Here is a 22,128-nt window from a genome sequence, read left to right as displayed (position 1 = left end):
GTAATCGTATGAAGAAAAAACTACTTTTAGGAATGGCGATGCTGCTTTCAATGGCGGTATTACCGAGTTATGGGCAAGAGACCATTTTTACAACAGAAGTGTTAAATGGTTGGAGCGGGTTTACCAACAACAATGTTGAGGATTACTATTCTGGACGATGGAGAGTAGGAGGTGATTCAGGATATTTAGGAACATCTGCATATTCGGATGATGAAAATGATTCAGGAAGTGCAGACGCTTGGCTTATATCTCCCCAAATTGATATAACGAACAAAGATTCATTGAAAATCACAATCGATCACTCCTATATGTTCAAGGGTAGTTCATGGGGAAACATGAATCAAGTGTTATCTTCATGGGTTAAATTAGATGATGGTGATTGGATTCAATTCAAAATTAGCGAATATGCTGAAAGCACTAAAGGCGGTTATTCTTGGTCGCCTGTAAATTACAATTATGTGAATGGTGTTATAGATATAAGTTCACTTCATGGTCATCAACTTCAATTTGCCTTCAGATTAAAATATCAAGGTTCATATAATTTGAAATGGTATATTAGGTCGTGTGTCCTTACTGGAATAACAGTTACACAGCATGACGAACCTGTTCAGATTTCATCTTTCTCAGAAATTAAAAATTTGGTGGAAAATCAACTAATAGAAGCATCTATTGACTCTGCTTGGTGTCACTATACTTATAGAAATAAAGCGATTTTGGGTGATGGTACGGGAATCTTACTACTTGACCTTCCACTATCAAATTTATATTATCATTATAATGTAAGCGGAACTATAAAGGGGCGACTAACTCGGCGATGGGATGGTTTACCAGAATTAAAAGCAGCTTACGGTGATATGGTAACATCAGTAAGAGAAGATTATGATGACTGGGATATGAACTATAAGAACGTGTCTATCAGTGATTATTATGACAACCTCGGGACTATGGTTCGTGCTACGCTTGATCATGTGGATGGTGTCATTGATGACCCATTTAATAATTATAATGGGATAACGATTAACACTGTAAGTCAAAAATTTGAAGTATGTGGAATTGCTTATGTCACAAACGATAATCGACCTCGTATTTTAGTTCCATCTACGTTAGAGTTATATGTTATTCTCAACGATGATGTTAATATCGTTTATGAAAATATACCTAATGCGATGATTCGGGTTATGAGAAGGCTCTATTCAGGGAAGTGGCATACCTTGTGTTTACCAATGAGTTTCAATGTTGCTTCTGTTTATGGTGAAGCTGCATTATTTGAATCATGTGATGATGGCGTTATGACTTTTAGCAGCAAAACAAGTGGCACTATTCCAGCAGGAACGCCATTTCTTTATAAGTCCAAGGTAAATAATAACTACATATATGGAGAGAATTTCACTTATGTTTCTCCACAAACGGTTAATGGTGGTGACTATAACTTTGTCGGCTCTCTAAATCCAGTTCAGCCTGCCGATGGTACTTATTACCTATCTGAAGGGAATACTATAAAGCCTCTTGCATCAGGAGGCACAATAAATGCCTTCCGTGCTTATTTCGAACCAGCTAGTCCAAATGCAGCAAAGGCTAGAGCTATCAGTATTGACGGAATGACAACCGCCATTGAGGATATTGTCGGAGGTGAAGAATTGCTTGGTCTGCCTCAGAAGATTTATACTGTTGGCGGTCAGTATGTCGGTGATGACCTTAACGCATTGCCAAAGGGTGTGTACTTAGTAAACGGAAAGAAAATCATTAAATAATATAGCCCTATGAAGAAAGAATATTTGAAGCCCAATGTGCAAGTCATACAGTTGCAGCACCAATGTCATATTTTGGCTGGAAGTGGCGGTGTTCGTGGTGTTCGTGGTCTGAGTGATGACTTCAATGTTAGTGAAGAAGAAGGCGACGGATCAGACGCATGGTAGTAAAAAGGAAAAAGGGATAGCCATTAGTTTGACTACCCCTTTTCTTTTGCTTCTCGCGTGCGCGTGTAGAAGCATTTTTTGAAATCTCTGTTATACCCTGTCACCAGATGCGTAAAGTGTTGAACTATTGGCTTATCCTCTATAACAGCCACCTATGACAACCTATGACAATGTTATAGCCCATGTTATAGGCTTGTCATACCTTTGTTATAGTGTAAGAAGGGGCTACCAATCAGGCTTGCCCCTCTCACAGATTTACGATTTTGCCATCTTATCATATTCTTCAAGTAAACGCTTAACTTGGGTTGCGTGATTGAGGCCATAGGGAATACCGTATTTCTTTCGGACTGCCTCTAAGCCGCGCCCAGGTACTCCATTCTTATACATTGCCTTCATCTGTTCGACCACTTCATGCGGGATTTTGGGCAATACATTTTCTGCTGCTTCCAAAGGAGATTTATCAGGCAGAACAATTTTACTACCATTCTTCTTTCCCTTGGGTTCTAAGGGCAGAGCATCCGTTTCATCGACAGATTTCAAATATTCAATGTGAAGGTATGGCTTATCCATAATGCGCACCAAATCCACTTCATCATGCAGGCCATCGTTGCGCCCCTTCAACATCTTCAACATTCTAACGTTCTTACCGAAGCGAGTTGGCCCAAGTGCAAAAACTGAATCTGCTAGTCCTTGCTGATTGAAACTACCTGAGAGATCTTCTATTTCGATTGATTTCCAAACATTCTTCTTGACAGTCTGGCCAATCAACACAAAAGTAAGCCGTATGCCCTTCTTCACGCGCACATTCTCTATAATATTCCTAAGAGAATTGATTACCCTGTTTGCCTCATTTGAGAAGAACGTCGGACAAACATCTTTAATCGTGTCATAGAAGATTACGGTGTCATGTTGCAATGTCTCAGCGCGTGAAGCGGTATCATTGAGAAGGTCATCAACAGTCTTTATAGAATAGCCGCTGTTAATGATTCTCAGATTATCGGGATAGGTCGCATTAGGATCGTTACTAAAATATCTTTTCTTGATTTGCGCCATTCTCATTTCAAAATTGTAGTATATTACATCTTGCTTGGGTGGAGTTGAATCAGTTGGAATAATTTTAGTCTTAACACCTTGCGCAAGCTCGATAGCGTTCTGTATTCCTGTTAGCGTCTTACCTTTGTTCGTGATACTGAATAAGAAGACAATATCACCTGCATAATAGTAATCACCTAACAAGGGTACAAGTTCATCTACATCTTGTTTTCCAATCTGATTAAGCGTTACTTCCTCTGGCTGTTTCTCGTTATTCTTCAATAGTTCTGGAATATCTTTTTGGGGAGTATCTTCGACATTATAGTTTTTATTAGCCTTGATCCACCTATTACATATATATTTATATGCGCCCAACAGTGCGAGGCCACCTCCAACAAGTACAAATGCTTGTCGTATCGTGCCTACTGAAACTGAACAATTACCATATTTGAATTGGGGCGGTGTAGATTCTCTAAGATTGTTAGCTATACCTGCTAGTTCCTTACACTCATTTAAGTTATTACATTTAATATTTATGTCGCCTTGCTGCATTTTCAGTGAACGGCTGACTGGTCTGTAATTTCTAACTACATTTTTTCTTTTAATCATTTGGGGTTAATTGTTAAATAGCCACCACTAACAACCATATTGCTGTTATGCTGGTGACGGTTATCATTCACATTTTCCTTACGGATTATTGTTTGGTTGAGTATGATATTTCCAGTAGCACGGCGCATACTCTACGCTGATGGGATGCCACCCCTAATACTTTGGCGTTATTGGTTGGCTACTGATTGTTTCAATATGTCAAAGATCGAGTGCTCACTCACTTCTGCTTTCTCAACTTTACACGCGCTGAGATTGCTTCTGATGGTGAAGTCTCTTTTATCAAATCCAGAGCCGCGAGACGGTGGAGACCATCAACGATGATATATTTGTTGTCTTGCGTGCGCTCGATAAGAATAGGTACGACCACCTCACCATGTTTCGAGATAGAAGCTGCCAGCCCTCTAACATGAGAAGCGCAAAGCCTCCTGTTGGGGAGAACGAAGCGGTTGCCGACTGTCTCTTTGAACTGTGCCAGGCTTACCGTCCGTCCTTCACATAGCAGATCCTCTATTGTCGGGAATTTGAGAATAGAGTTGACCGCCTGCAGGATTGGGTGTCTTACGTCATCTATCATATTACATAGCCTTATTATCTCGAAAGGCTATGCAAAGGTAGAGTAGTTTTGGGATATAGAACAAAAGAAATGTCTGCTGATTTTCAAGTAATTACGGCTTTAGATTCATATTAGATTCATTTTGCATTTTGCATTTATTTTGTATCAGATTTAGAGATTTTGGAATACAAAAAAAGCACTGGAAACTATCAGTAACCAGTGCCTATATATAAGTAATGTGTACTCTTATTTGTTCTTGGGTGTATCGTCTTGGTAGATATTCAGTCGCCTAAATACTATCTCTCTGGAGAACTCATCTTCGACATCTTCAAACACATCTTTTGCATTTACGGTTGTGCCATCTACTGTGAAGGTTCCGTTGTCCTGATCAAAAACGACTGATGGGGAATATACGCACCTGACTTTAGGGCTGCACCCCTGTATGCCGTCGATGATAAGATATACTGGCACATCATCAACTTCAACTTGACTTTCCTCATGGGTAGTGTATGGAACTAAGATACCTCGATTAAGTGTTACCTTCAGGACATACGATCTGACTGTCTTGTAAACAGGGAGAACTTGATGGACGAGTAACTGAATATACTTCCGCATTTCTTCCTTTGATGTTTCCAAAGCAAGCTCTGTGTCTGAGAGGTCAGACATCATCTTAATGGTTTCGAGCGTTTCTTGCTCTCTGAGTATCGACGAGTTTAATTCTGCAATCTGGCTGTCATATTCATCAACCTTCGCCTTAACTTTCGCTTGTAGTTTAGGTGACATTCTACCCAGACTAAGAATTTGTGCCAGGTATTCGTCTTTCTCCTTTTCAATGTTATCAATCATTGAATGGTAATTGACAATCCTTTTGTCTATCTCAGTCGTATCAGTTCCAGCAGATTTCTTCAAGAAGTCGAGATAGGTTTCATAATTGCTTTTGCAGAACTCCCAAATGGCGGTATCGAATAGCGGCATGGCGAATGTATTTCTTGATTGATGAAATTCGCCACAACGATAATAGGCCATTAACCGATCTTCTCTTTGTCTATAGTTGCCTGTCAAGAAACGACCACAAACAGGACAAATCAGGATTTTGGCTAAGAGGGTTATGTGCGTGCGCGACTTGTCAGCATACACATTCAATCCGACTTCATCCAAATGGTTGTAGCCCGACCTCATTTTTTTCTGAACTGCCTCGAATTTCTCTCTGGAAATGATAGCAGGGTATTTGATGGTATGGCTACGACTTTCAATATATCGAGGTTCGTCTTTGTGTCCGTAATCCCAATATGCAGGATTCTTACGTCTGTTATGAGTTGTCTTTGAGCCTGTGTAGCCTTCATTGGCAAGACACTTCTTTACGTTGCTTGGACTTGTCAGATAAGGGTCAAATCCTCTGGCTATACTTTCTTTCACAATGGCATTAACAGAGCATCTTGTCTTGTCGCCACCTATTCCATAGAGGCACCAATCAAAGACTTTCTTCACCTGTTCTGCCTTTTCTTCGTCTATAATTAGTTCCGTTCTATATTTGCCGTTTATCTTTTCGGTTGTCTTGCGCTTGGCATAACCGAAAGCAGTTGGGCCAACTACAGCGTACCCAGATGATAACAAAGTTCCGAGGCCGCGAGACATACGCTTCTTTTTTTCGCGCATTTCAGACTGTGCCATCGACGCATATACTGAGAAAATAATGTCGGTTGTCATATCGACCTCGCCATTATCATTAAAGAGCTTGAAGTTCTGATCCTTCACATAGAGTTGAATCTTATTGTTAACGAACCACTCTTTAATTTGTTCAAGGATGATTTTTTCTCTGGCTAATCGACTAAGTTCTGTGCATAGAACGATGCGACAGTTATTCTCCGAAAGGAACTTGATAACTTTCTTGAAGCCGTCTTTGGCTTCCATGCTTCTGAAACCAGATTCCTTTGTAGATATGTCAATGAGGGGCTTATCAAGTCCTAAGTCTTCCGCATACTTATAAAGAGCATCCAACTGGAATTGATAATCTTGCTGAGTAGTAGAAACTCGCGTTAAAATAATACATTTTTTACCGAAATCTATCATTATCTCAACTTTTATGCTTATCTTTGTCGAAAATTTGAGTGCCTGGTGGCTATAACTCTCTTTAATTCGGCGGTAAAGGTACAAAGAATTTGTGAAATGACAAAATTTCTAAGCCGCCTGTTTTTGAAGCAAAAAAGGATTTTGAATAATGAAATATAGCATAAAGAACTGTTTATCAAGCATTTGCTGCTGTCGGATAATCGGACTTATTTTTATGAGGTTATGCCCACCTGCAGCAGCCACCTCCAACGCCCGTTTCACACTCTCTTGTCCCCTGACATCCGCAAAATCAAGTTCAAAAACATCCTGATGATCAGAGAATTCCTGACGGGCATCCACAATAGTAGGTTTAAATTCCTTGACACCATTGAAAAAATGAATTACCTCCATGAGTGTGTCCATGCCATAGACATTCAATTGATTCACTACAGCAGCCTCACGCACATTCTGACGAGGAACGATGAGACCTTTGAAATGTTCCGCACGAGCCCTGATGGCAATAGGTAACGCACCTCGGACAGGTTGTAGTTTCCCATCCAGACCCAGTTCACCAACCATCATATACTCACCCAGATGGTCCTCGGTCACCTTACCATTTGCCGCCAATATTCCTATGGCAAGAGGAAGGTCGTATCCTGAGCCCTCTTTCTTGATATCAGCAGGTGACAAATTGATGGTGATGTCCATCACAGGCATCTTAAATCCATTATTCTGAAGAGCTGCCCTGATACGGTCATGACTCTCCTTTACTGCTGTGTCGGCAAGTCCTGTAAGATGAAACTGCACACCTCTTGCCATACTGATCTCTACTTTTACCGTGTTGACTTCCAGTCCATTGACGGCAGCACAATATGTATTTACTAGCATAACGTAATGAATAATCTCTGAATAAGAGACACCTAAAAGATTCTGGTGCAAAGATACGAAAAAGTTTAAAGAAATGCGTACCTTTGCAACAAAATTTTAAGGAGACATGGGAATCATCCGTTTTCTAAAGGACTGGACCTTGCCTGTGGCGATTGCTACGGGAACAGTCTGTTACCTGACATTCTACTATGTGCCGCAGTTGGATGAGTTAGGTAACACGCTCAGTCCTATCATTGACACGGTCTTCCCTATCTCTGTATTCCTCACCCTTCTCGTGACATTCTGTAAGGTCAACTTCCACGAGATGCGTCCGCACCGTTGGCATACTGGGATACTGATGGCACAGTTGTTACTGGTGGCGGTGATCGTGGGGATATGCCTGTCATTAAGAGACTGTCCTGACTCAAAATTGGTATGGGAGGCGATACTGACATGTGTGATAGGCCCGTCGGCTGCTGCAGCTCCTGTGGTAGTAGGAAAGTTAGGAGGTAATATCTCAACGATGACGACCTATACATTGCTGTCATCGTTCTTCTCCGCCCTGATGATCCCTTTGGTTTTCCCAATACTAGAACAGATGGTACATGTCGCTTTCTTCGATGCCTTCCTGATTATCTTGGAGAAAGTGTCGATGGTGCTGTTGCTGCCATTGGTGTTAGGATGGCTGATGCAACACTATGTGAAAGGTATCTGTGCGAGGATAGCGGCGATGCCCAACCTCAGCTTCTACTGCTGGGCATTCTCCCTGTCTATCACATCAGGCATCACAGTGAAAAACATCGTGCATAGCAATGCCTCACTGCTGCTATTGATGATCATCGCCCTGTCGACGTTCATCCTCTGCTGGGTGCAGTTCTTTATCGGACGAGGTATCGGCAAACGGTTGGGTGAGGAGATTAACTGTGGTCAGGCACTCTTCCAGAAGAATACCGCCCTGAGTATCTGGGTCGCCTATATGTACCTACATCCCGTTGCCTCCATCGGAGCTGGCTGTTATGTGCTATGGCAGAATATCATTAACTCTTTTGAATTATGGCAATACCGACAGAAATCAAAGTAATCGCCTTCGACGCGGATGACACATTATGGGACTGCCAGTCATGGTTTGACGAGGTAGAACGGAAATGTTGTGAGATGTTGAAACCCTGGGCGACGGCACGGGAGGTCAGCGAGGGTTTGTTTGATACTGAACATAGGAACTTGCCTTTGACGGGCTACGGCACCAAGGCTTTTACCCTTTCACTGATAGAGAATGCCATCCGCATCAGCAAGGGGGAATTAACGGGTGACAAGGTGATGCAGTTGATAGATATGGGCAAGGAGTTGTTGCGCTTTCCCACGACCCCATTGTCAGAGGTAAAGGAGACATTAGAGGTGTTGTCACAGACCCGTCGTTATCGCCTGGTGGTGTTTACAAAGGGAGAACTGATGGATCAAGAGGATAAATTGAGACGGTCAGGACTGGAGGGTTATTTCTCATATATGGAGACGGTATCGAACAAGACGGAACAGGAGTACCGTCAGCTCTGTGAGAACCTGCACGTAGCTCCTGAACAGACCCTGATGGTGGGAAACTCCTTCCGCAGTGATATCATACCAGCCTTGGAGACAGGTGCCTGGGCAGTCCATATCCCTTATCATGTGGTATGGGCATTGGAGAAAACGGAGGAGTATCCGCATGAGCGTCTGTTTAAGATCCAGCGGTTCGGAGAGTTGTTAGAGATATTAGAAAACAAAAGAGTCTGACGATTGTCAGACTCTTGTGCCGCGAGCGGGACTCGAACCCGCACAGCCATTACTGGCCAAGGGATTTTAAGTCCCTCGTGTCTACCATTCCACCATCGCGGCGGCAGACTTTTCAGTTTTGCGGTTGCAAAGTTACGAAAATAAATTAGAAATTAGTAAATAGTCATTAGATTTTTTACTTTTTCTTGCTATTTCTTTTACTTTCCTTGCCTATTCCTTTCTATTGTGAGAGGACAACGACCCTGCCTGTGGGACCCTCAGTACGTGCATTACGATAGCGTTCCAGTCCTTTGTCCCCCTCCTGTCCCTTGACAAGCAGTCCACCATTGTTGAGATCATACTGATCACCGCACTTGGAGCAGGTAACGATGCCTGAGCCTTTTTTGTCGAGGGTGACGGGATAATAAGGTGTGACATAATTGTTCTCTCTGCGGGCACAATTGGGACACTGTAAGTCGTAGGCGGTAAAACCGTCGAAGTTCTGTACCCCCACGATAATACCGTTATTCTGTCCAATGCGCAGGTTCTGGCGCAGTTCCTCTGCCATCATCTGATGCTGAGAAGACGCACCTTGGTTATTCTCGAAGATCAGGTAGCGTGTACCGCCTTTCGACTGTTCTGTTACTTTACAGAAGATACCCGGGATGGTAGGGTTGATAGCAGCTCCCAGTGTTTGGTCAAGATAGGTCCCGTTATTAAAGATAAAGCGACACGACCATGACGAATATTCCTGTTCTGCTCCGCAGGAAGACAGCAAGAAGCAAGAAGCAAGAAGTAAGAGGTAAGAGGTAAGTTTATTCATAGCAAGCCTTTCTATTTCAGTAGTTTTTTCTCTGCCTGACGCACTCGTTCGAAACCAAAGCCGTCCATGACCTGTTGCATGAGGACTGCGATACGATCAGTACAGAGGTTACCAATGGAGCCTTCATGGGTGTGATGGATGTCCTTATTCGGCGTAAACGTGCCCGCTTCGATATCGAGTCCCACTTTCTTATAGGCATCACGGAACGGCATGCCCTCAGCAGCCAGACGGTTGACTTCTTCGACAGAGAACATCGGATCATACATCGGATTGTCGAGGATGTCCTCGCAAACCTCTATCTTATTGATAATATACGCAGCCATCTGCAGACAATCCTTCAATTCATCAAAGGCAGGAAGGAACACCTCCTTGATAATCTGTAAGTCACGGAAATAACCCACGGGAAGATTATTCATGATGAGTGTCACTTGCTGAGGTAATGCCTGCAGCTTGTTACACTTGGCACGGATGAGTTCGAAAACATCCGGATTTTTCTTATGTGGCATGATGCTAGAACCTGTGGTACACTCCTTCGGTAGTTTGACGAATGAGAAATTCTGGGAGTTAAACAGGCATGCGTCGAAAGCGAGTTTGGCAAGTGTTCCTGCGATAGTGGCGATGGCGAACCCTACATTACGCTCCATCTTTCCACGTCCCATCTGGGCATACACCACGTTATAATCCATCGAGTCGAAACCCAACAGGTCGGTCGTCATCTGACGGTTAAGAGGAAATGACGAACCATAACCTGCGGCAGACCCCAGCGGATTACGATTAGTCATCTTATAGGCAGCCTGCAAGAACAACATATCATCTGCTAGTGATTCAGCATAAGCCCCAAACCACAACCCGAATGACGAGGGCATGGCGACTTGCAAATGTGTATAACCTGGCATGAGTACATTCTTATACTGCTCACTTTTTGACTGCAACTCGTCAAAGAGCACTTTCACACTATCGGCAATCTCCATCAGCTCATGCCGCGTAAACAGTTTCAAATCGACCAATACCTGATCATTACGGGAGCGTCCTGAGTGAATTTTCTTACCCATATCCCCAAGTTTACGGGTGAGCATCAGCTCCACCTGCGAGTGGACATCCTCAACTCCCTCTTCGATGACAAACTCACCACGCTCACAGACGGCATAGATATTCTTCAACTCGCTCAGCAACTGTCGGAGCTCGTCAGCCTCCAAAAGACCGATGGACTCCAGCATGGTGATATGAGCCATGGAACCCAACACATCATAGGGTGCGAGATAGAGATCCATCTCACGGTCACGTCCTACAGTGAAGCGCTCAATCTCAGCATTCACCTCAAAGTTTTTTTCCCAGAGTTTGTTCATTGTTTATTTTAGAATTATAGGAACTATAATGACTATAGGAACGATAGATTAAACATACGGTACTTGTGCCAGTGCATCGGCAATCTTCTCGACACCATCCTGCAAGGGACCACTAACCATACCTTTCAGCATGAAGGGAATGTCCGCCTTCACTGTCACTCGCATTTTACTGGTTGTCTCTGTGACAGGCAACACCTGTATCCAAAGGTTAAAAGGCAGTGGCGACTGCTCTGTCTCGAACTTTACACACTTACCCTCCTCACGCTCGATGATACGGAGTTTGAGGAGTCCAACAGGGTCAACATTCACCTGAACAGAGTCCTCGTCGAAGGCGAAGTCAGACAATTTATCCTCGGGGACACGGTCGCGCACCCGGTCAAGGTTACGTAAGTCACTGATATTGCGATAGACATCCTCTACGGGATAGGGTATCGGTTTCACACTGCTCTCAAATTTTTCCATAGGACTAAAATATAGTGTCTATAGGGACAATAGTAACTATCTTTATTTTTTCCAATTGCTGGGGTCTTTACGCCATTCAGCCAATACGACCTTGTCTTCTTCAGAGATATACCCCGTCTCGGCAGCTTGCTCGAGAACGGCAGCATAGTCACTCAATGTGATAAGCTGTACACCAGCGTCTTTAAAAGCCTGTTCGGCGACAGGGAATCCATAGGTGAAAGAGGCAACCATACCAATAACCTCCACACCATACTGACGCAAAGCCTCTACAGCCTTCAGACTGCTTCCTCCTGTGGAGATCAAGTCTTCGACGACGATGACCTTAGTACCTTTAGCGAGCTCACCCTCTACCTGATTACCCATCCCATGGTCTTTTGGTTTCGGACGGACATAGGCATAAGGAAGACCTAACTCATCAGCTACCAGCGCACCCTGTGCGATAGCACCTGTGGCAACACCTGCCACCGCCTCAGCCTCAGGGAAGTATTGCTGGATGAGATGACAAAGCTCCAGCTTCACAAAAGAGCGCACATCGGCATATCCCAGTGTCTTTCGATTATCGGTGTAGATAGGTGATTTCCAACCCGATGCCCATGTGAACGGCTCGTTGGGCTGTAACTTGATGGCTTTAATCTCCATCAGTTTCTTGGCAAATAGTTTCTTGATTGCGTCCATAATCTTTATTTTTGTATCTTTGCGACTGCAAAGATACAAAAAAGTTGAGAGTTTAGAGTGAAGTGCGGAGAGTTTTTTCTTAAGACTTCGTAAAAGCGAGGGTAAGGACACTGATACGGACACGAGGAATGCTGTCAAGTATACGAGCACAGGCAGAAAGAGTTGCTCCAGTAGTACATACATCATCAACGAGAAGGATATGTTTACCCTCCATATCTTTAGCATCACCGAGTTTGAAAATCTCTGCCACATTCTCCTGACGCTGGTGGCGCATGAGTGTTGTCTGACTCTGATGGAAATGCTTACGCCGGAGTGCCTTGGCGTAAACAGGTAGTCCTGTCACCTCATGAATACCTTGGGCTATTCGCTCACTTTGGTTATAGCCTCGTTGTTGCTGACGTTTTGGAGAGAGCGGTACTGGGACGATCATATCCACTTCATCCAAATAGCCTGCGACCCTCATTTCCTCCGCCATCATCCTTCCTATATCCTCTCCGATATCAGGACGGTCTGCATATTTCAGGTCGTATACCAACTGAGCTCCCTCAGAATGAGGCTCATAGAAGAAAAGGGCTGCGGCACGACTCACCGGAGCTAGCCCCCAGAAAAGTTGTGCCATGGGGTTGTCATAAGGTGTAAACTGATAAGACGTACGAGGCAGATGAAGGTAACACGACGAGCAGAGAGCGCGCTCCGTAACACTCAGTCGTTCCCCACAAATCACACATTGTCGAGGTGAAATGAGGTCAAGGATCCTAGTCCAAAAACTCGTCTTCATCTGTTACGTTGATACACTGTTTGATGATATCCATTGTAAAGCCACGACTCATAGCGAACTTGATGAGCTTGCCATTCAGTTCATAGTCGCTGTTCGCTTTTGTCGACTTGCGTTTTTGTTGCAGCAAGGGACGAAGAACTGCAATATATTCCTCGTCATCGACCTCATCCAAGACACGTTGACGGATATCCTCATCAATATGTTTTGCCCATAAAGCCTGCTCCACTTTCCTTCTACCCCATTTGTTATAGCGCACCTTGTCCTTGATGAAAGCACGGGCATAACGCTCGTCATCCACATATCTATCTGTCACAAGCCGTTGCATCACACGAGCCTGCGCCTCCTTCGAGAGTTCCCAACGACGCATTTTCTCCTGCATCTCGTATTGGCAGTGCTCTGCTTGAGCACAGAGGGCAGCCAGTCGCAAATAGGCTTCTTGTTCAGTAATCTGTTTCATCGGCGTGCTCTGATAAATCGTTGTTTGCCATATTGGTCAGTCTTGCATTCAATATCGTGATACGACATCGCACTCAATAATTCGCAAAGAGGCTCCGCATAAAGGGGATTGATTTCGAAATAGAGCCAGCCATCAGGTTTCAACGCTTTGGTTCCGTATTCCGCAATAGCGCGATAGAACAGCAACGGGTCGTCATCGGGCACGAACAGGGCAGTATGCGGCTCATAGTCGAGGACGTTCTGTTCCATTGCCTCGCGTTCCTTATTACATATATAAGGTGGATTGCTGACGATGATAGAGAAGCCTCCCCCATCCCCCTCCAAAGGGAGGAGGCTTTCAGAAAGAATATCGACTTGCTGGAATGACACGTTCACTTTAAGGCAAATCGCATTTGCTCTCGCTACTTCCAACGCTTTTTCTGAGATATCCCATGCTGTTACTTTTGCTTTAGGACACTTGGCTGCCAACGTGATGGCAATACATCCGCTCCCCGTCCCTATGTCAAGAAAATGTCTCCCCTCTTTACTTGGAGAGTGGTCGGGGGAGAGGCATATCCACCTTACCAACTCTTCGGTTTCTGGTCTGGGAATCAATACTCCTGGCTCCACATCAAACCATTCTCCCATGAACTCCGCTTTCCCCAGAATGTATTGTATTGGCTCGTATCGCTCCAGTCGTTGGGCGATTTCCTCTAACTCATTCTGAGGAACATCAGCATCTTTCCCCATCAAGACATCACCCCAACTCAGTCCATAGCGCACCTCATACACCATACGGGCAATCGCTTTTGCTTCGCCCTCACCATAGACCTGCGCCAATCTACGCCATAATGCCTGATAATTCATCTTTGCAAAGGTAATAAATAATTGATAAATGACCATTGATATTTCAAAATATTTCCTTACCTTTGCAAATATGAACGACGAGAAATACATGCGACGCTGTCTGCAACTGGCAGCCAACGGAATACAAGGGGCACGTCCCAACCCGATGGTAGGTGCAGTTATTGTAGCTCCCTCTCTGATGGAGAGGGCGGGGGATGAGGCTATTATCGGCGAAGGGTATCATGTGCGCTGTGGTGAAGGACATGCAGAAGTGAATGCCTTTGCCTCTGTCAAAGATGAGTCTTTGTTGAAAGATGCTACCATCTATGTCTCTTTGGAGCCTTGTGCGCATTATGGCAAAACGCCCCCTTGCGCCGATTTGATTATCAAGAAAGGCGTGAAGCGTGTGGTGGTAGGGTGTATCGATCCCTTTGCAGAAGTGAAAGGACGAGGCATCGAGAGGATTCGCAAGGCTGGTATTGAAGTGGAGGTTGGCGTATTGGAAAAGGAGTGTCAGTGGTTGAATCGTCGTTTCTTCACTTATCATTCCAAGCATCGCCCATACATTATCCTAAAATGGGCTCAGACAGCCAACGGTTTCATCGACGACCACTTCAAGCAGTTGATGATTTCCAACGAACAGACTCAGATGCTTTCCCATCAACTCCGTGCTGAGGAGGATGCCATCCTTGTGGGACATACCACCTTCGATCGCGACCATCCCTCACTGAATGTACGTCACTGGCATGGTCCTGATCCCAAGCGAATCGTATTGACACACGACCGTCCCTTGCCTCAACTAATGGACGACCTCTATCAACATGGTATCCAGTCGCTCATTGTCGAAGGGGGTTGTCAGACACACGAGAGTTTCATCCAAGCAGGACTCTGGGATGAAATACGCATGGAAGTCGCTCCCATCACAGTCTCTGACGGCACTCGCGCACCCCAACTTCCCTCCGATATCACCCTATTTGATAAGAAGGAATATGGGGAGAATACCGTTACTATCTTTAGCAAAAAGTCTCAATAGAGGTTGAGACAATGCGTCTCAAAAGTTGTACCATAGTTTGAGAAAGGTCGTCCCATACGTTGGGACACATCATACGCTTATTTCTTTCTGCCGAAGTCTGCGGGGACTTCACCCCATTTCTGGGTCTCCCATTTAACGATGGGGTTATGCCATTGATGTGTCTGTAACCATCTCTCAGCACGGAGGATGATTTGATAGAGTTCTTCTGTCTCTGGGGTACGTTCCAACTTCGTCTTACACTTCCGTTTATTTACCCAGAGGATGGCATTATAAGAATCGCTATAGATTGTCTTGTCATGCAGTCCCTGTTGTTGCATCAAGGCAAGAGCATGAACGATAGCGAGGAACTCCCCGATATTATTCGTACCTTTCATCGGACCGAAATGGAATACACGAGCCCCTGTGGCAAGGTCTATTGCCTGGTATTCCATCGGACCAGGATTGCCACTACAAGCAGCATCCACAGCCCATGCATCTGCCCTCACTTCCATTGGAAGTGGCAAAACAGTATCGTGTCTATAGTCTGGAGGGTTCTGCATTACATTCTCTCTGGAACTTCAATGCCCAAGAGTGCCATACCATTCTTGATGATCTTGCCTACATTACGGGCAATGGCTAAGCGTACCTGACGCTTCTGCTCGTCTTCCTCGTTGAGGATGCTGTAGTCGTGATAAAACTGGTTGAAGACCTTCGTCAACTCATAGCAGTAGTTAGCAATACCGCTGGGTGAATAATCTTTGCCTGCCTGCTCGACGGCTGCACCGTATTCGCTCATCTTTTGGATGAGTTCGATTTCCTTATCATTCAGAGTACTCAGAGAACTCAGAGAACTCGGAGTACTCGGAGCCTTACGAAGAATACTACGTATTCTCGCATAGGTATACTGGATGAAAGGTCCTGTATTTCCATTGAAATCAATAGACTCCTCAGGATTAAACAGCATATTCTTGCGAGCATCTACTTTGAGGATAAAATATTTCAGGGCACCCATACCCACGATACGGGCTATCTCGTTGCGCTCTTCTTCCTCCATATCGGCAAACTTGCCTAGTTCCATAGAGGTTTTCAGCGCATCGTCAATCATCAGTTGCATGAGGTCGTCAGCATCCACTACTGTTCCTTCACGACTCTTCATCTTACCATTAGGCAATTCCACCATACCATAAGAGAAATGCACGAGTTCCTTACCCCACTTGAAACCTAAGCGGTCAAGCAAGATAGAGAGCACTTGGAAGTGGTAGTTCTGTTCGTTACCTACAACATAGATCATCTTGTCGATGGGATAGTCCTGGAAGCGCATCTCAGCAGTACCGATGTCCTGCGTCATATAAACGCTGGTACCGTCACTACGCAGCAACAGTTTCTGGTCGAGTCCCTCATTGGTAAGATCAGCCCATACACTGTTATCCTCATGACGTTCGAAGAGTCCTTTGGCAAGACCTTCCTCTACTTTTGCCTTACCTTTCAGATAAGTCTGCGACTCATAGTATATCTTATCGAAGGAAACACCCATTCTTTTATAGGTCTCGTCAAATCCAGCATATACCCAGTTGTTCATCTTCTCCCAAAGGGCACGCACCTCTGGATCGTTCTGTTCCCATTTGACGAGCATCTCATGCGCCTCCTTGATGAGCGGAGCCTCTTGCTTTGCCGTCTCCTCATCCATCCCTTGAGCCACCAGTTGCTTGATTTCCTCACGATAATGCTTGTCAAAAGCCACATAATAGTCACCTATCAGATGGTCGCCCTTCTTACCACTGGTCTCAGGGGTCTCACCATTACCCCACTTCAACCATGCCAACATCGACTTACAGATATGGATACCACGATCATTGACAATATTCGTCTTAATGACTTTATTACCATTAGCCTGCATGATCTGCGCCAAAGACCAACCCAGAAGGTTGTTGCGCACATGACCCAGATGAAGAGGTTTGTTGGTATTTGGCGATGAATATTCAATCATGACTAACGGACTCGCATCGGTGACCTGCTTGTGACCATATTGCTCATCCGCATCAATATCGGCGAGCAGGGAGAGCCATGCCGCAGGTGCTATGACCAGATTCAAGAAACCCTTTACGACATTAAACGCAGCAATAGCCTCGCAGTTGTCTACCAGATACTGTCCTATCTCCTGGGCTGTCTGCTCTGGATTCTTCTTGGATATCTTCAAAAAGGGAAAAACAACCAATGTCAAGTTTCCCTCAAACTCACTGCGTGTCTTTTGCAACTGTACCATTTTCTCCGGTACGTCCTGTCCATACAAAGCTTTTACTGCTTCTATGGCGGCATTCATGATTTGCGATTCAATCTTCATTTGGTATACCTATTTAATCGTGAAATCATCCACATGGTGCATGTGGATGATTTAAAATCGTTGTCCAAGGCGGATTCGAACCACCACAAACAGAACCAAAACCTGTTGTGCTACCATTACACCATTGGACACCATGTGCTTCTAAGCGAGTGCAAAGGTAGTGGTTTTTCATGCCACTACCAAATTTTTCGCCAATTATTTCACTATCAGAAGGTAATAATTCTTCTTTCCCTTCTGGGCTAGGAGATACTTTCCGTCTATCAGATCCTCTGTAGTGATAGGACGGTTCTGGTCTGTCAGTTTCTCTTTGTTCAGTGAGACACCGCCACCTTGTACCATCTTACGCATTTCACCTTTAGAGGGGAATACTGGAGCTGCCATGGTCAGTAACTCAATAGCAGGCTGACCTAACTGGTCTTTGGAGATCTCATACTGAGGAACACCATCGAACACATCGAGGAAGGTTTGTTCATCAAGCTTCTCCAGTCCTTCTTTGGTGGACTTGCCAAACAAGATGCTGGAAGCCTCTATAGCGGTATCCAAGGCCTCCTGTGAATGTACCATCACAGTCACCTCTTCAGCAAGACGTTTCTGTAGTACACGACGACCCGGGTCCTGCTTATGTTCCTCTACGAGAGCGTCAATCGTCTCTTTATCCAACGAAGTGAATATCTTGATATAGCGCTCCGCATCCTCATCGCTGACATTGAGCCAGAACTGATAGAACTTATATGGAGTGGTGCGGGCAGGATCGAGCCAGATGTTTCCACTCTCCGTCTTACCGAACTTCTTACCATCGCTCTTGGTAATCAGCGGACAAGTGAGGGCGAATGTCTCAACGTCATTACCCAAGGTACGACGAATCAATTCTGTACCGGTAGTCATATTACCCCACTGGTCATTACCACCCAGCTGGAGCTTCACCCCATAGTGTTGGTAGAGATACAGGAAATCATAACCTTGCAGGAGCTGATAGGTAAACTCGGTGAAGGACAAACCATCACGAGCCGTACCATTCAGACGCTGCTGCACACTTTCCTTTGCCATCATATAGTTAACGGTAATATGCTTACCCACCTCACGAGCAAAATCAAGGAATGTAAAGTCTTTCATCCAGTCATAGTTATTCACCATTACTGCGGCATTGGCTTCCTTTGACTCAAAATCGAGGAACTTAGCCACTTGTTTCTTGATACACTCCTGGTTATGGCGTAAGGTCTCATCATTCAAGAGGTTACGCTCCTGACTCTTACCGGAAGGGTCTCCTATCATACCTGTAGCACCACCTACCAAGATGATAGGTCTATGACCACAACGCTGTAGATGTCGTAACATCATGATGCCACACAAGTGTCCGATGTGCAGGGAGTCTGCTGTCGGATCTGTTCCTAAATAGGCTGTCACCATTTCCTTCTGGAGCAATTCTTCCGTGCCAGGCATCATCTGTGCCAGCATTCCGCGCCAACGAAGTTCTTCTACAAAATTCTTCATTTTTATTTTTCTTTTTTGTTATTTCATTATACCGATATATCGAGATTTAGATATTCGACTATTATGGAACCGGATCGTAACCACTGCCTCCCCAGGGATGACACCTCAGTATCCGCTTGATAGCGAGATAAAGTCCCTTGATAGGACCATGTTTCAATAATGCCTGTCGCGCATATTCACTACATGTTGGCGTAAAACGACAAGAGGGAGGCGTGTAGGGCGAGATAGCTGTCTGATAGAAGCGAATTGGTAATATGAGAATCCAAGCCAAGCCCTGTGATAGATAATGTAATAACCGTTTCATAACTTCTCCATCAAACGTAGTAGCAGTTGCTCCATCCTGCTGGCTACCGCTGCACTACTATATAACTCATCAGCAAGCCAGATGAACGCAATCAGTAGCGTACGCTGAGGCGTTTTCTCTATCTTTTCCATCAATGGTAGTTTTGCTAACCGATAGGCTTCGCGCAACTGTCTCTTGACGCGGTTTCGCTTAACCGCATGCTTGAAATGACGCTTTGAGACACTGACCATTATCTGTACAGGTGGCTCTTGTGCCTCACGTTCTTTCTCTATCCATACCATTCGTATGGGAAAGGCCGCCATGGAAAGACTACCCGCTCCGTTAAATAGTCGGTCTGTGAGTTTCATACTACACAACCGCTCTCGCTTATGAAACGAATAGGCTGCCATAGTATCTGGTATCTACTATTTATGCTTCTTTTGCAGGAAATCCTGTAAAGCACTTGTCATGGAGGGATAATTCGCGGATGGAGCTTCTAAATCAAGACGAAGACCTGCATCCTTCACTGCTTTCGCCGTAGCGGGACCAAAGGTGGCAATCGCAATTTTTTCCTGCTTGAAGTCAGGGAAATTTTTGGTCAGCGACTCAATACCAGAGGGACTAAAGAAAATCAGCATGTCATAATCAAAAGTCTTGACCTCCTCAGGTGTGAAATCATTGCTTACCGTACGATACATGACACACTCTTGATGCTGTAGTTTTTTGGCATCCAGCATCTTTGTCACGCTATTGTTGTGGACATCACTCATTGGCACCAAGTATTTCTCTTGCTTATGCTTGACCATTGTCGGTATCAAATCATCAATTTTACCTGTAGTACCAAAGAACACCTTACGTTTACGATACTGTACGTATTTCTGGATATAGAGTGAAACCGTCTCCGTTACACAAAAATATTTCATATCCTCGGGAATTGCCACACGCAACTCTTTCGCCAGCGTAAAGAAATGGTCAATAGCGTGACGTGACGTAAATACAATGGCGGTAAAGTCTAGAATATTCACCTTTTGTGTACGAAACTCTTTAGCAGTCATTCCTTCAACCTTGATAAACGGACGGAAAACCAACTCCACTCCGTACTTTTCTGCGATGTCGTAATACGGCGACTTCTCGCTAGATGGTTTGGGCTGAGAAACCAGAATCTTCTTTATCATCTTGGTGTCCTAAAAATTGATTTTTAAATTATTCGCTGTCATGACTAGCACGCCCCATAAGGCGAGCAAAGGTACTATTTCGAGGGTGCAAAAGTACAAAATAATTTGCAAACTAACGACATTTGGACGGAAAAAGATGATGAAACACTTATAAATCGTTAGTAATTTAACAAAAAGTATTGAAATAATGACATAAGTAGTGACATTATGAATGTCCATTTCATAATATCCTCCTAATAATACCGCAGGAAAAAGTAATACGCCTTCCAGCGTTATAATAAAAAGGAAAGACTTAAGCCATTGTTGATTTCTTTTACCATTAAAGAAAACGAGATTGACAAAGGTATAGAGACCCATTTTAACCCCGACATAGATAATAACAATAACAAAATAGATTGCTATTAACGTGTATTGTGACTGCAGGATAAAGGTTTCACCTATGTAATACAATGTGTGGAAATAGAAAAGGAGAGAGATAAGCAAACTAGTAATACCAACCAGGAAGACCTGATAGCGTAACTCATTACCTGTTTCAGAAAAGTCTGTCCTTTCTTCACGGGGTGTGTAGAAGAAGTTCTTTGCCTCCTTGATGAAGAACTGTCTGGCATTGGCGAATAAATAGATAGAGACGAGGAAGCACGCCAGCAAAAGGGAGGTGATGACATTGTCATTATGTACCCTATAGGGTACGGGATCACCCGCCACTCCGATACGACCGCCTTGTAATTCCGGATGAAATAAAGAATCTTTCGAAAAAAAACCTTCCCGATAATACTGCGGTATTTCGGCTTTCATCAGATCGACGCCTGGCGGATGTCCTGGAAGATGGAGTGTGTCAGGATGCTCACTCCAATGAATCTCTCCTGGGTGGAAGCGCGACTGGATTGCAGAGTCCTGTTGGGCAGGAGTTGCATTATGAGGCAGCCAGCTCAATACTTGAGCAGGTGTCAACGGATGGTGTTTGACGGCTGCAGAGTCGCTTCCAGATATGTCCGTTGAGACGTTTGCTATGGAGTCCTGTTGCAACAATTATAGTCCGAATGCCTTCTTAATATCCTCTACACGGTCAAGTTTCTCCCATGTAAACAACTCGATATCCATTGTCTTGGTCTCGTGATAACGACTGGTGAACGTTTTCTTCACCACTTCACACTGACGTCCCATATGTCCATATGCCGCCGTCTCCAGATACATCGGCTGACGCAACTTCAATGAACGCTCAATAGCCTTCGGACGAAGGTCGAAGAGCTCCTCTATCTTCTTGGCTATCTCGCCGTCCGTCATCTGCACCTTCGAACGTCCATAGGTGTTCACATAGATATTCATCGGTTTCGCCACACCGATGGCATAGCTGATCTGTACCAGCATCTCATCGGCAACACCAGCCGCTACCATATTCTTGGCAATATGACGTGCGGCATAAGCTGCGGAACGGTCAACCTTCGAGGAGTCCTTACCAGAGAAAGCGCCTCCACCATGAGCGCCCTTGCCACCATAGGTGTCTACGATAATCTTACGGCCCGTCAGACCTGTGTCACCATGAGGACCTCCAATCACGAACTTACCCGTCGGGTTCACGTAGTATTTGATGTCGTCACCAAAAAGTGCAAGCACTTTCTGAGAGTGGATCTTCGACTTCACTCGTGGTATCAAGATGTTTATTACATCGTCTTTGATACGCTGGAGCAT

The 22,128-nt window shown here is 44.6% G+C and carries 23 protein-coding genes, 2 tRNA genes and 1 pseudogene; 5 read left to right on the top strand and 21 right to left on the bottom strand.

The window, feature by feature from the left end:
* Positions 1–8 precede the first annotated feature (8 nt).
* Both BM257_RS12160 and BM257_RS14915 read left to right on the top strand, forming a co-directional pair.
* A complete protein-coding gene (locus tag BM257_RS12160; RefSeq protein ID WP_092073063.1) occupies positions 9–1,751 on the top strand; it encodes a hypothetical protein in 1,743 nt (580 codons plus the stop codon).
* A 9-nt stretch (positions 1,752–1,760) separates the two neighbouring features.
* Positions 1,761–1,916 carry a hypothetical protein gene (locus BM257_RS14915; RefSeq protein WP_177216108.1) on the top strand — a complete coding sequence of 52 codons (156 nt, stop codon included), beginning with the start codon at positions 1,761–1,763 and terminating at the stop codon, positions 1,914–1,916.
* A 255-nt stretch (positions 1,917–2,171) separates the two neighbouring features.
* Here BM257_RS14915 and BM257_RS12155 read toward each other — a convergent pair whose 3' ends face one another.
* The 4 genes and pseudogenes from BM257_RS12155 to BM257_RS12140 form a co-directional block, all read right to left on the bottom strand.
* Positions 2,172–3,557 (bottom strand): hypothetical protein, encoded by a 1,386-nt coding sequence (locus tag BM257_RS12155; protein WP_143096847.1) that lies wholly within the window; start codon positions 3,555–3,557, stop codon positions 2,172–2,174.
* Positions 3,558–3,774: 217 nt separating this feature from the next.
* The gene (locus tag BM257_RS12150) at positions 3,775–4,131 is read right to left on the bottom strand and encodes a ParB N-terminal domain-containing protein (protein ID WP_092073057.1); all 357 of its coding nucleotides are present in this window, start codon (positions 4,129–4,131) and stop codon (positions 3,775–3,777) included.
* Between the two features lie 225 nt (positions 4,132–4,356).
* Positions 4,357–6,180, bottom strand: coding sequence for a recombinase family protein (locus BM257_RS12145; protein WP_092073054.1), 1,824 nt, complete (start codon positions 6,178–6,180; stop codon positions 4,357–4,359).
* 168 nt (positions 6,181–6,348) lie between these two features.
* Positions 6,349–7,047, bottom strand: a pseudogene (locus BM257_RS12140) (magnesium chelatase domain-containing protein); the annotation flags it as partial.
* A gap of 106 nt (positions 7,048–7,153) precedes the next feature.
* Between BM257_RS12140 and BM257_RS12135 the strand changes: the two are divergent.
* Positions 7,154–8,107 carry a bile acid:sodium symporter gene (locus BM257_RS12135; protein WP_092073049.1) on the top strand — a complete coding sequence of 318 codons (954 nt, stop codon included), beginning with the start codon at positions 7,154–7,156 and terminating at the stop codon, positions 8,105–8,107.
* On the top strand, positions 8,080–8,793 hold the full coding sequence (locus BM257_RS12130; protein ID WP_092073046.1) for an HAD family hydrolase: 714 nt from the start codon (positions 8,080–8,082) through the stop codon (positions 8,791–8,793). Before BM257_RS12135 ends, BM257_RS12130 begins: the two co-directional genes overlap by 28 nt.
* A gap of 17 nt (positions 8,794–8,810) precedes the next feature.
* Here the strand turns inward: BM257_RS12130 and BM257_RS12125 are convergent.
* The 8 genes from BM257_RS12125 to prmC all read right to left on the bottom strand — a co-directional run bounded on the left by BM257_RS12125 (position 8,811) and on the right by prmC (position 14,158).
* Positions 8,811–8,895 (bottom strand) — tRNA-Leu (locus BM257_RS12125).
* Positions 8,896–9,013: 118 nt separating this feature from the next.
* Entirely contained in the window at positions 9,014–9,595 is a 582-nt protein-coding gene (locus tag BM257_RS12120) for a hypothetical protein (RefSeq protein ID WP_092073043.1), read from the bottom strand.
* 11 nt (positions 9,596–9,606) lie between these two features.
* Positions 9,607–10,941, bottom strand: coding sequence for an argininosuccinate lyase (gene argH, locus BM257_RS12115; RefSeq protein WP_092073040.1), 1,335 nt, complete (start codon positions 10,939–10,941; stop codon positions 9,607–9,609).
* A 48-nt stretch (positions 10,942–10,989) separates the two neighbouring features.
* The gene (locus tag BM257_RS12110; RefSeq protein ID WP_092073037.1) at positions 10,990–11,403 is read right to left on the bottom strand and encodes an SRPBCC family protein; all 414 of its coding nucleotides are present in this window, start codon (positions 11,401–11,403) and stop codon (positions 10,990–10,992) included.
* A 42-nt stretch (positions 11,404–11,445) separates the two neighbouring features.
* Entirely contained in the window at positions 11,446–12,078 is a 633-nt protein-coding gene (gene pyrE, locus BM257_RS12105; RefSeq protein ID WP_092073034.1) for an orotate phosphoribosyltransferase, read from the bottom strand.
* Between the two features lie 79 nt (positions 12,079–12,157).
* Positions 12,158–12,856, bottom strand: coding sequence for a ComF family protein (locus BM257_RS12100; RefSeq protein ID WP_092073031.1), 699 nt, complete (start codon positions 12,854–12,856; stop codon positions 12,158–12,160).
* Positions 12,834–13,313: a regulatory protein RecX gene (locus BM257_RS12095; protein WP_092073028.1), complete on the bottom strand. Its 480-nt coding sequence runs from the start codon at positions 13,311–13,313 to the stop codon at positions 12,834–12,836. Before BM257_RS12095 ends, BM257_RS12100 begins: the two co-directional genes overlap by 23 nt.
* On the bottom strand, positions 13,310–14,158 hold the full coding sequence (prmC, locus tag BM257_RS12090; RefSeq protein ID WP_092073268.1) for a peptide chain release factor N(5)-glutamine methyltransferase: 849 nt from the start codon (positions 14,156–14,158) through the stop codon (positions 13,310–13,312). The genes BM257_RS12095 and prmC overlap by 4 nt, the downstream gene beginning before the upstream one ends.
* A gap of 70 nt (positions 14,159–14,228) precedes the next feature.
* Between prmC and ribD the strand changes: the two genes are divergently transcribed.
* Positions 14,229–15,170 carry a bifunctional diaminohydroxyphosphoribosylaminopyrimidine deaminase/5-amino-6-(5-phosphoribosylamino)uracil reductase RibD gene (ribD, locus tag BM257_RS12085; protein WP_092073265.1) on the top strand — a complete coding sequence of 314 codons (942 nt, stop codon included), beginning with the start codon at positions 14,229–14,231 and terminating at the stop codon, positions 15,168–15,170.
* 77 nt (positions 15,171–15,247) lie between these two features.
* Here ribD and BM257_RS12080 read toward each other — a convergent pair whose 3' ends face one another.
* The 9 genes from BM257_RS12080 to BM257_RS12040 form a co-directional block, all read right to left on the bottom strand.
* Positions 15,248–15,709, bottom strand: coding sequence for an RNase H family protein (locus BM257_RS12080; RefSeq protein ID WP_092073025.1), 462 nt, complete (start codon positions 15,707–15,709; stop codon positions 15,248–15,250).
* Entirely contained in the window at positions 15,709–17,490 is a 1,782-nt protein-coding gene (gene argS, locus BM257_RS12075; RefSeq protein ID WP_092073022.1) for an arginine--tRNA ligase, read from the bottom strand. The genes BM257_RS12080 and argS overlap by 1 nt, the downstream gene beginning before the upstream one ends.
* Positions 17,491–17,550: 60 nt before the next feature.
* Positions 17,551–17,621: transfer RNA gene (locus tag BM257_RS12070), tRNA-Gln, on the bottom strand.
* Positions 17,622–17,685: 64 nt separating this feature from the next.
* On the bottom strand, positions 17,686–18,981 hold the full coding sequence (tyrS, locus tag BM257_RS12065; protein WP_092073019.1) for a tyrosine--tRNA ligase: 1,296 nt from the start codon (positions 18,979–18,981) through the stop codon (positions 17,686–17,688).
* A gap of 61 nt (positions 18,982–19,042) precedes the next feature.
* Positions 19,043–19,285, bottom strand: a complete 243-nt coding sequence (yidD, locus tag BM257_RS12060) for a membrane protein insertion efficiency factor YidD (protein ID WP_092073016.1) — start codon at positions 19,283–19,285, stop codon at positions 19,043–19,045.
* Positions 19,282–19,674: a ribonuclease P protein component gene (locus BM257_RS12055; RefSeq protein WP_092073013.1), complete on the bottom strand. Its 393-nt coding sequence runs from the start codon at positions 19,672–19,674 to the stop codon at positions 19,282–19,284. Before BM257_RS12055 ends, yidD begins: the two co-directional genes overlap by 4 nt.
* A gap of 15 nt (positions 19,675–19,689) precedes the next feature.
* Complete coding sequence (locus tag BM257_RS12050; RefSeq protein WP_092073010.1) at positions 19,690–20,439, bottom strand: uroporphyrinogen-III synthase; 750 nt, start codon at positions 20,437–20,439, stop codon at positions 19,690–19,692.
* 9 nt (positions 20,440–20,448) lie between these two features.
* Entirely contained in the window at positions 20,449–21,465 is a 1,017-nt protein-coding gene (locus BM257_RS12045; protein WP_255405825.1) for a DUF4271 domain-containing protein, read from the bottom strand.
* 3 nt (positions 21,466–21,468) lie between these two features.
* A partial coding sequence (locus BM257_RS12040; RefSeq protein WP_177216107.1) for a methionine adenosyltransferase domain-containing protein occupies positions 21,469–22,128 on the bottom strand: 660 nt, incomplete at its 5' end.

The sequence above is a fragment of the Prevotella sp. tf2-5 genome (genome assembly GCF_900115435.1).
Classification (GTDB): Bacteria; Bacteroidota; Bacteroidia; order Bacteroidales; family Bacteroidaceae; genus Prevotella.
The sequence above is the reverse complement of the archived record's forward strand: the minus strand, read 5'-3'. Positions and strand labels throughout refer to the sequence as shown.

Excerpts from the sequence above, each read along its gene's own strand:
- BM257_RS12160 (WP_092073063.1), top strand. The coding sequence starts at position 9 with ATGAAGAAAAAACTACTTTTAGGAATGGCGATGCTGCTTTCAATGGCG.
- BM257_RS14915 (WP_177216108.1), top strand. The coding sequence starts at position 1,761 with ATGAAGAAAGAATATTTGAAGCCCAATGTGCAAGTCATACAGTTGCAG.
- BM257_RS12155 (WP_143096847.1), bottom strand. The coding sequence starts at position 3,557 with ATGATTAAAAGAAAAAATGTAGTTAGAAATTACAGACCAGTCAGCCGT.
- BM257_RS12150 (WP_092073057.1), bottom strand. The coding sequence starts at position 4,131 with ATGATAGATGACGTAAGACACCCAATCCTGCAGGCGGTCAACTCTATT.
- BM257_RS12145 (WP_092073054.1), bottom strand. The coding sequence starts at position 6,180 with ATGATAGATTTCGGTAAAAAATGTATTATTTTAACGCGAGTTTCTACT.
- BM257_RS12135 (WP_092073049.1), top strand. The coding sequence starts at position 7,154 with ATGGGAATCATCCGTTTTCTAAAGGACTGGACCTTGCCTGTGGCGATT.
- BM257_RS12130 (WP_092073046.1), top strand. The coding sequence starts at position 8,080 with ATGGCAATACCGACAGAAATCAAAGTAATCGCCTTCGACGCGGATGAC.
- BM257_RS12120 (WP_092073043.1), bottom strand. The coding sequence starts at position 9,595 with ATGAATAAACTTACCTCTTACCTCTTACTTCTTGCTTCTTGCTTCTTG.
- argH (WP_092073040.1), bottom strand. The coding sequence starts at position 10,941 with ATGAACAAACTCTGGGAAAAAAACTTTGAGGTGAATGCTGAGATTGAG.
- BM257_RS12110 (WP_092073037.1), bottom strand. The coding sequence starts at position 11,403 with ATGGAAAAATTTGAGAGCAGTGTGAAACCGATACCCTATCCCGTAGAG.
- pyrE (WP_092073034.1), bottom strand. The coding sequence starts at position 12,078 with ATGGACGCAATCAAGAAACTATTTGCCAAGAAACTGATGGAGATTAAA.
- BM257_RS12100 (WP_092073031.1), bottom strand. The coding sequence starts at position 12,856 with ATGAAGACGAGTTTTTGGACTAGGATCCTTGACCTCATTTCACCTCGA.
- BM257_RS12095 (WP_092073028.1), bottom strand. The coding sequence starts at position 13,313 with ATGAAACAGATTACTGAACAAGAAGCCTATTTGCGACTGGCTGCCCTC.
- prmC (WP_092073268.1), bottom strand. The coding sequence starts at position 14,158 with ATGAATTATCAGGCATTATGGCGTAGATTGGCGCAGGTCTATGGTGAG.
- ribD (WP_092073265.1), top strand. The coding sequence starts at position 14,229 with ATGAACGACGAGAAATACATGCGACGCTGTCTGCAACTGGCAGCCAAC.
- BM257_RS12080 (WP_092073025.1), bottom strand. The coding sequence starts at position 15,709 with ATGCAGAACCCTCCAGACTATAGACACGATACTGTTTTGCCACTTCCA.
- argS (WP_092073022.1), bottom strand. The coding sequence starts at position 17,490 with ATGAAGATTGAATCGCAAATCATGAATGCCGCCATAGAAGCAGTAAAA.
- tyrS (WP_092073019.1), bottom strand. The coding sequence starts at position 18,981 with ATGAAGAATTTTGTAGAAGAACTTCGTTGGCGCGGAATGCTGGCACAG.
- yidD (WP_092073016.1), bottom strand. The coding sequence starts at position 19,285 with ATGAAACGGTTATTACATTATCTATCACAGGGCTTGGCTTGGATTCTC.
- BM257_RS12055 (WP_092073013.1), bottom strand. The coding sequence starts at position 19,674 with ATGGCAGCCTATTCGTTTCATAAGCGAGAGCGGTTGTGTAGTATGAAA.
- BM257_RS12050 (WP_092073010.1), bottom strand. The coding sequence starts at position 20,439 with ATGATAAAGAAGATTCTGGTTTCTCAGCCCAAACCATCTAGCGAGAAG.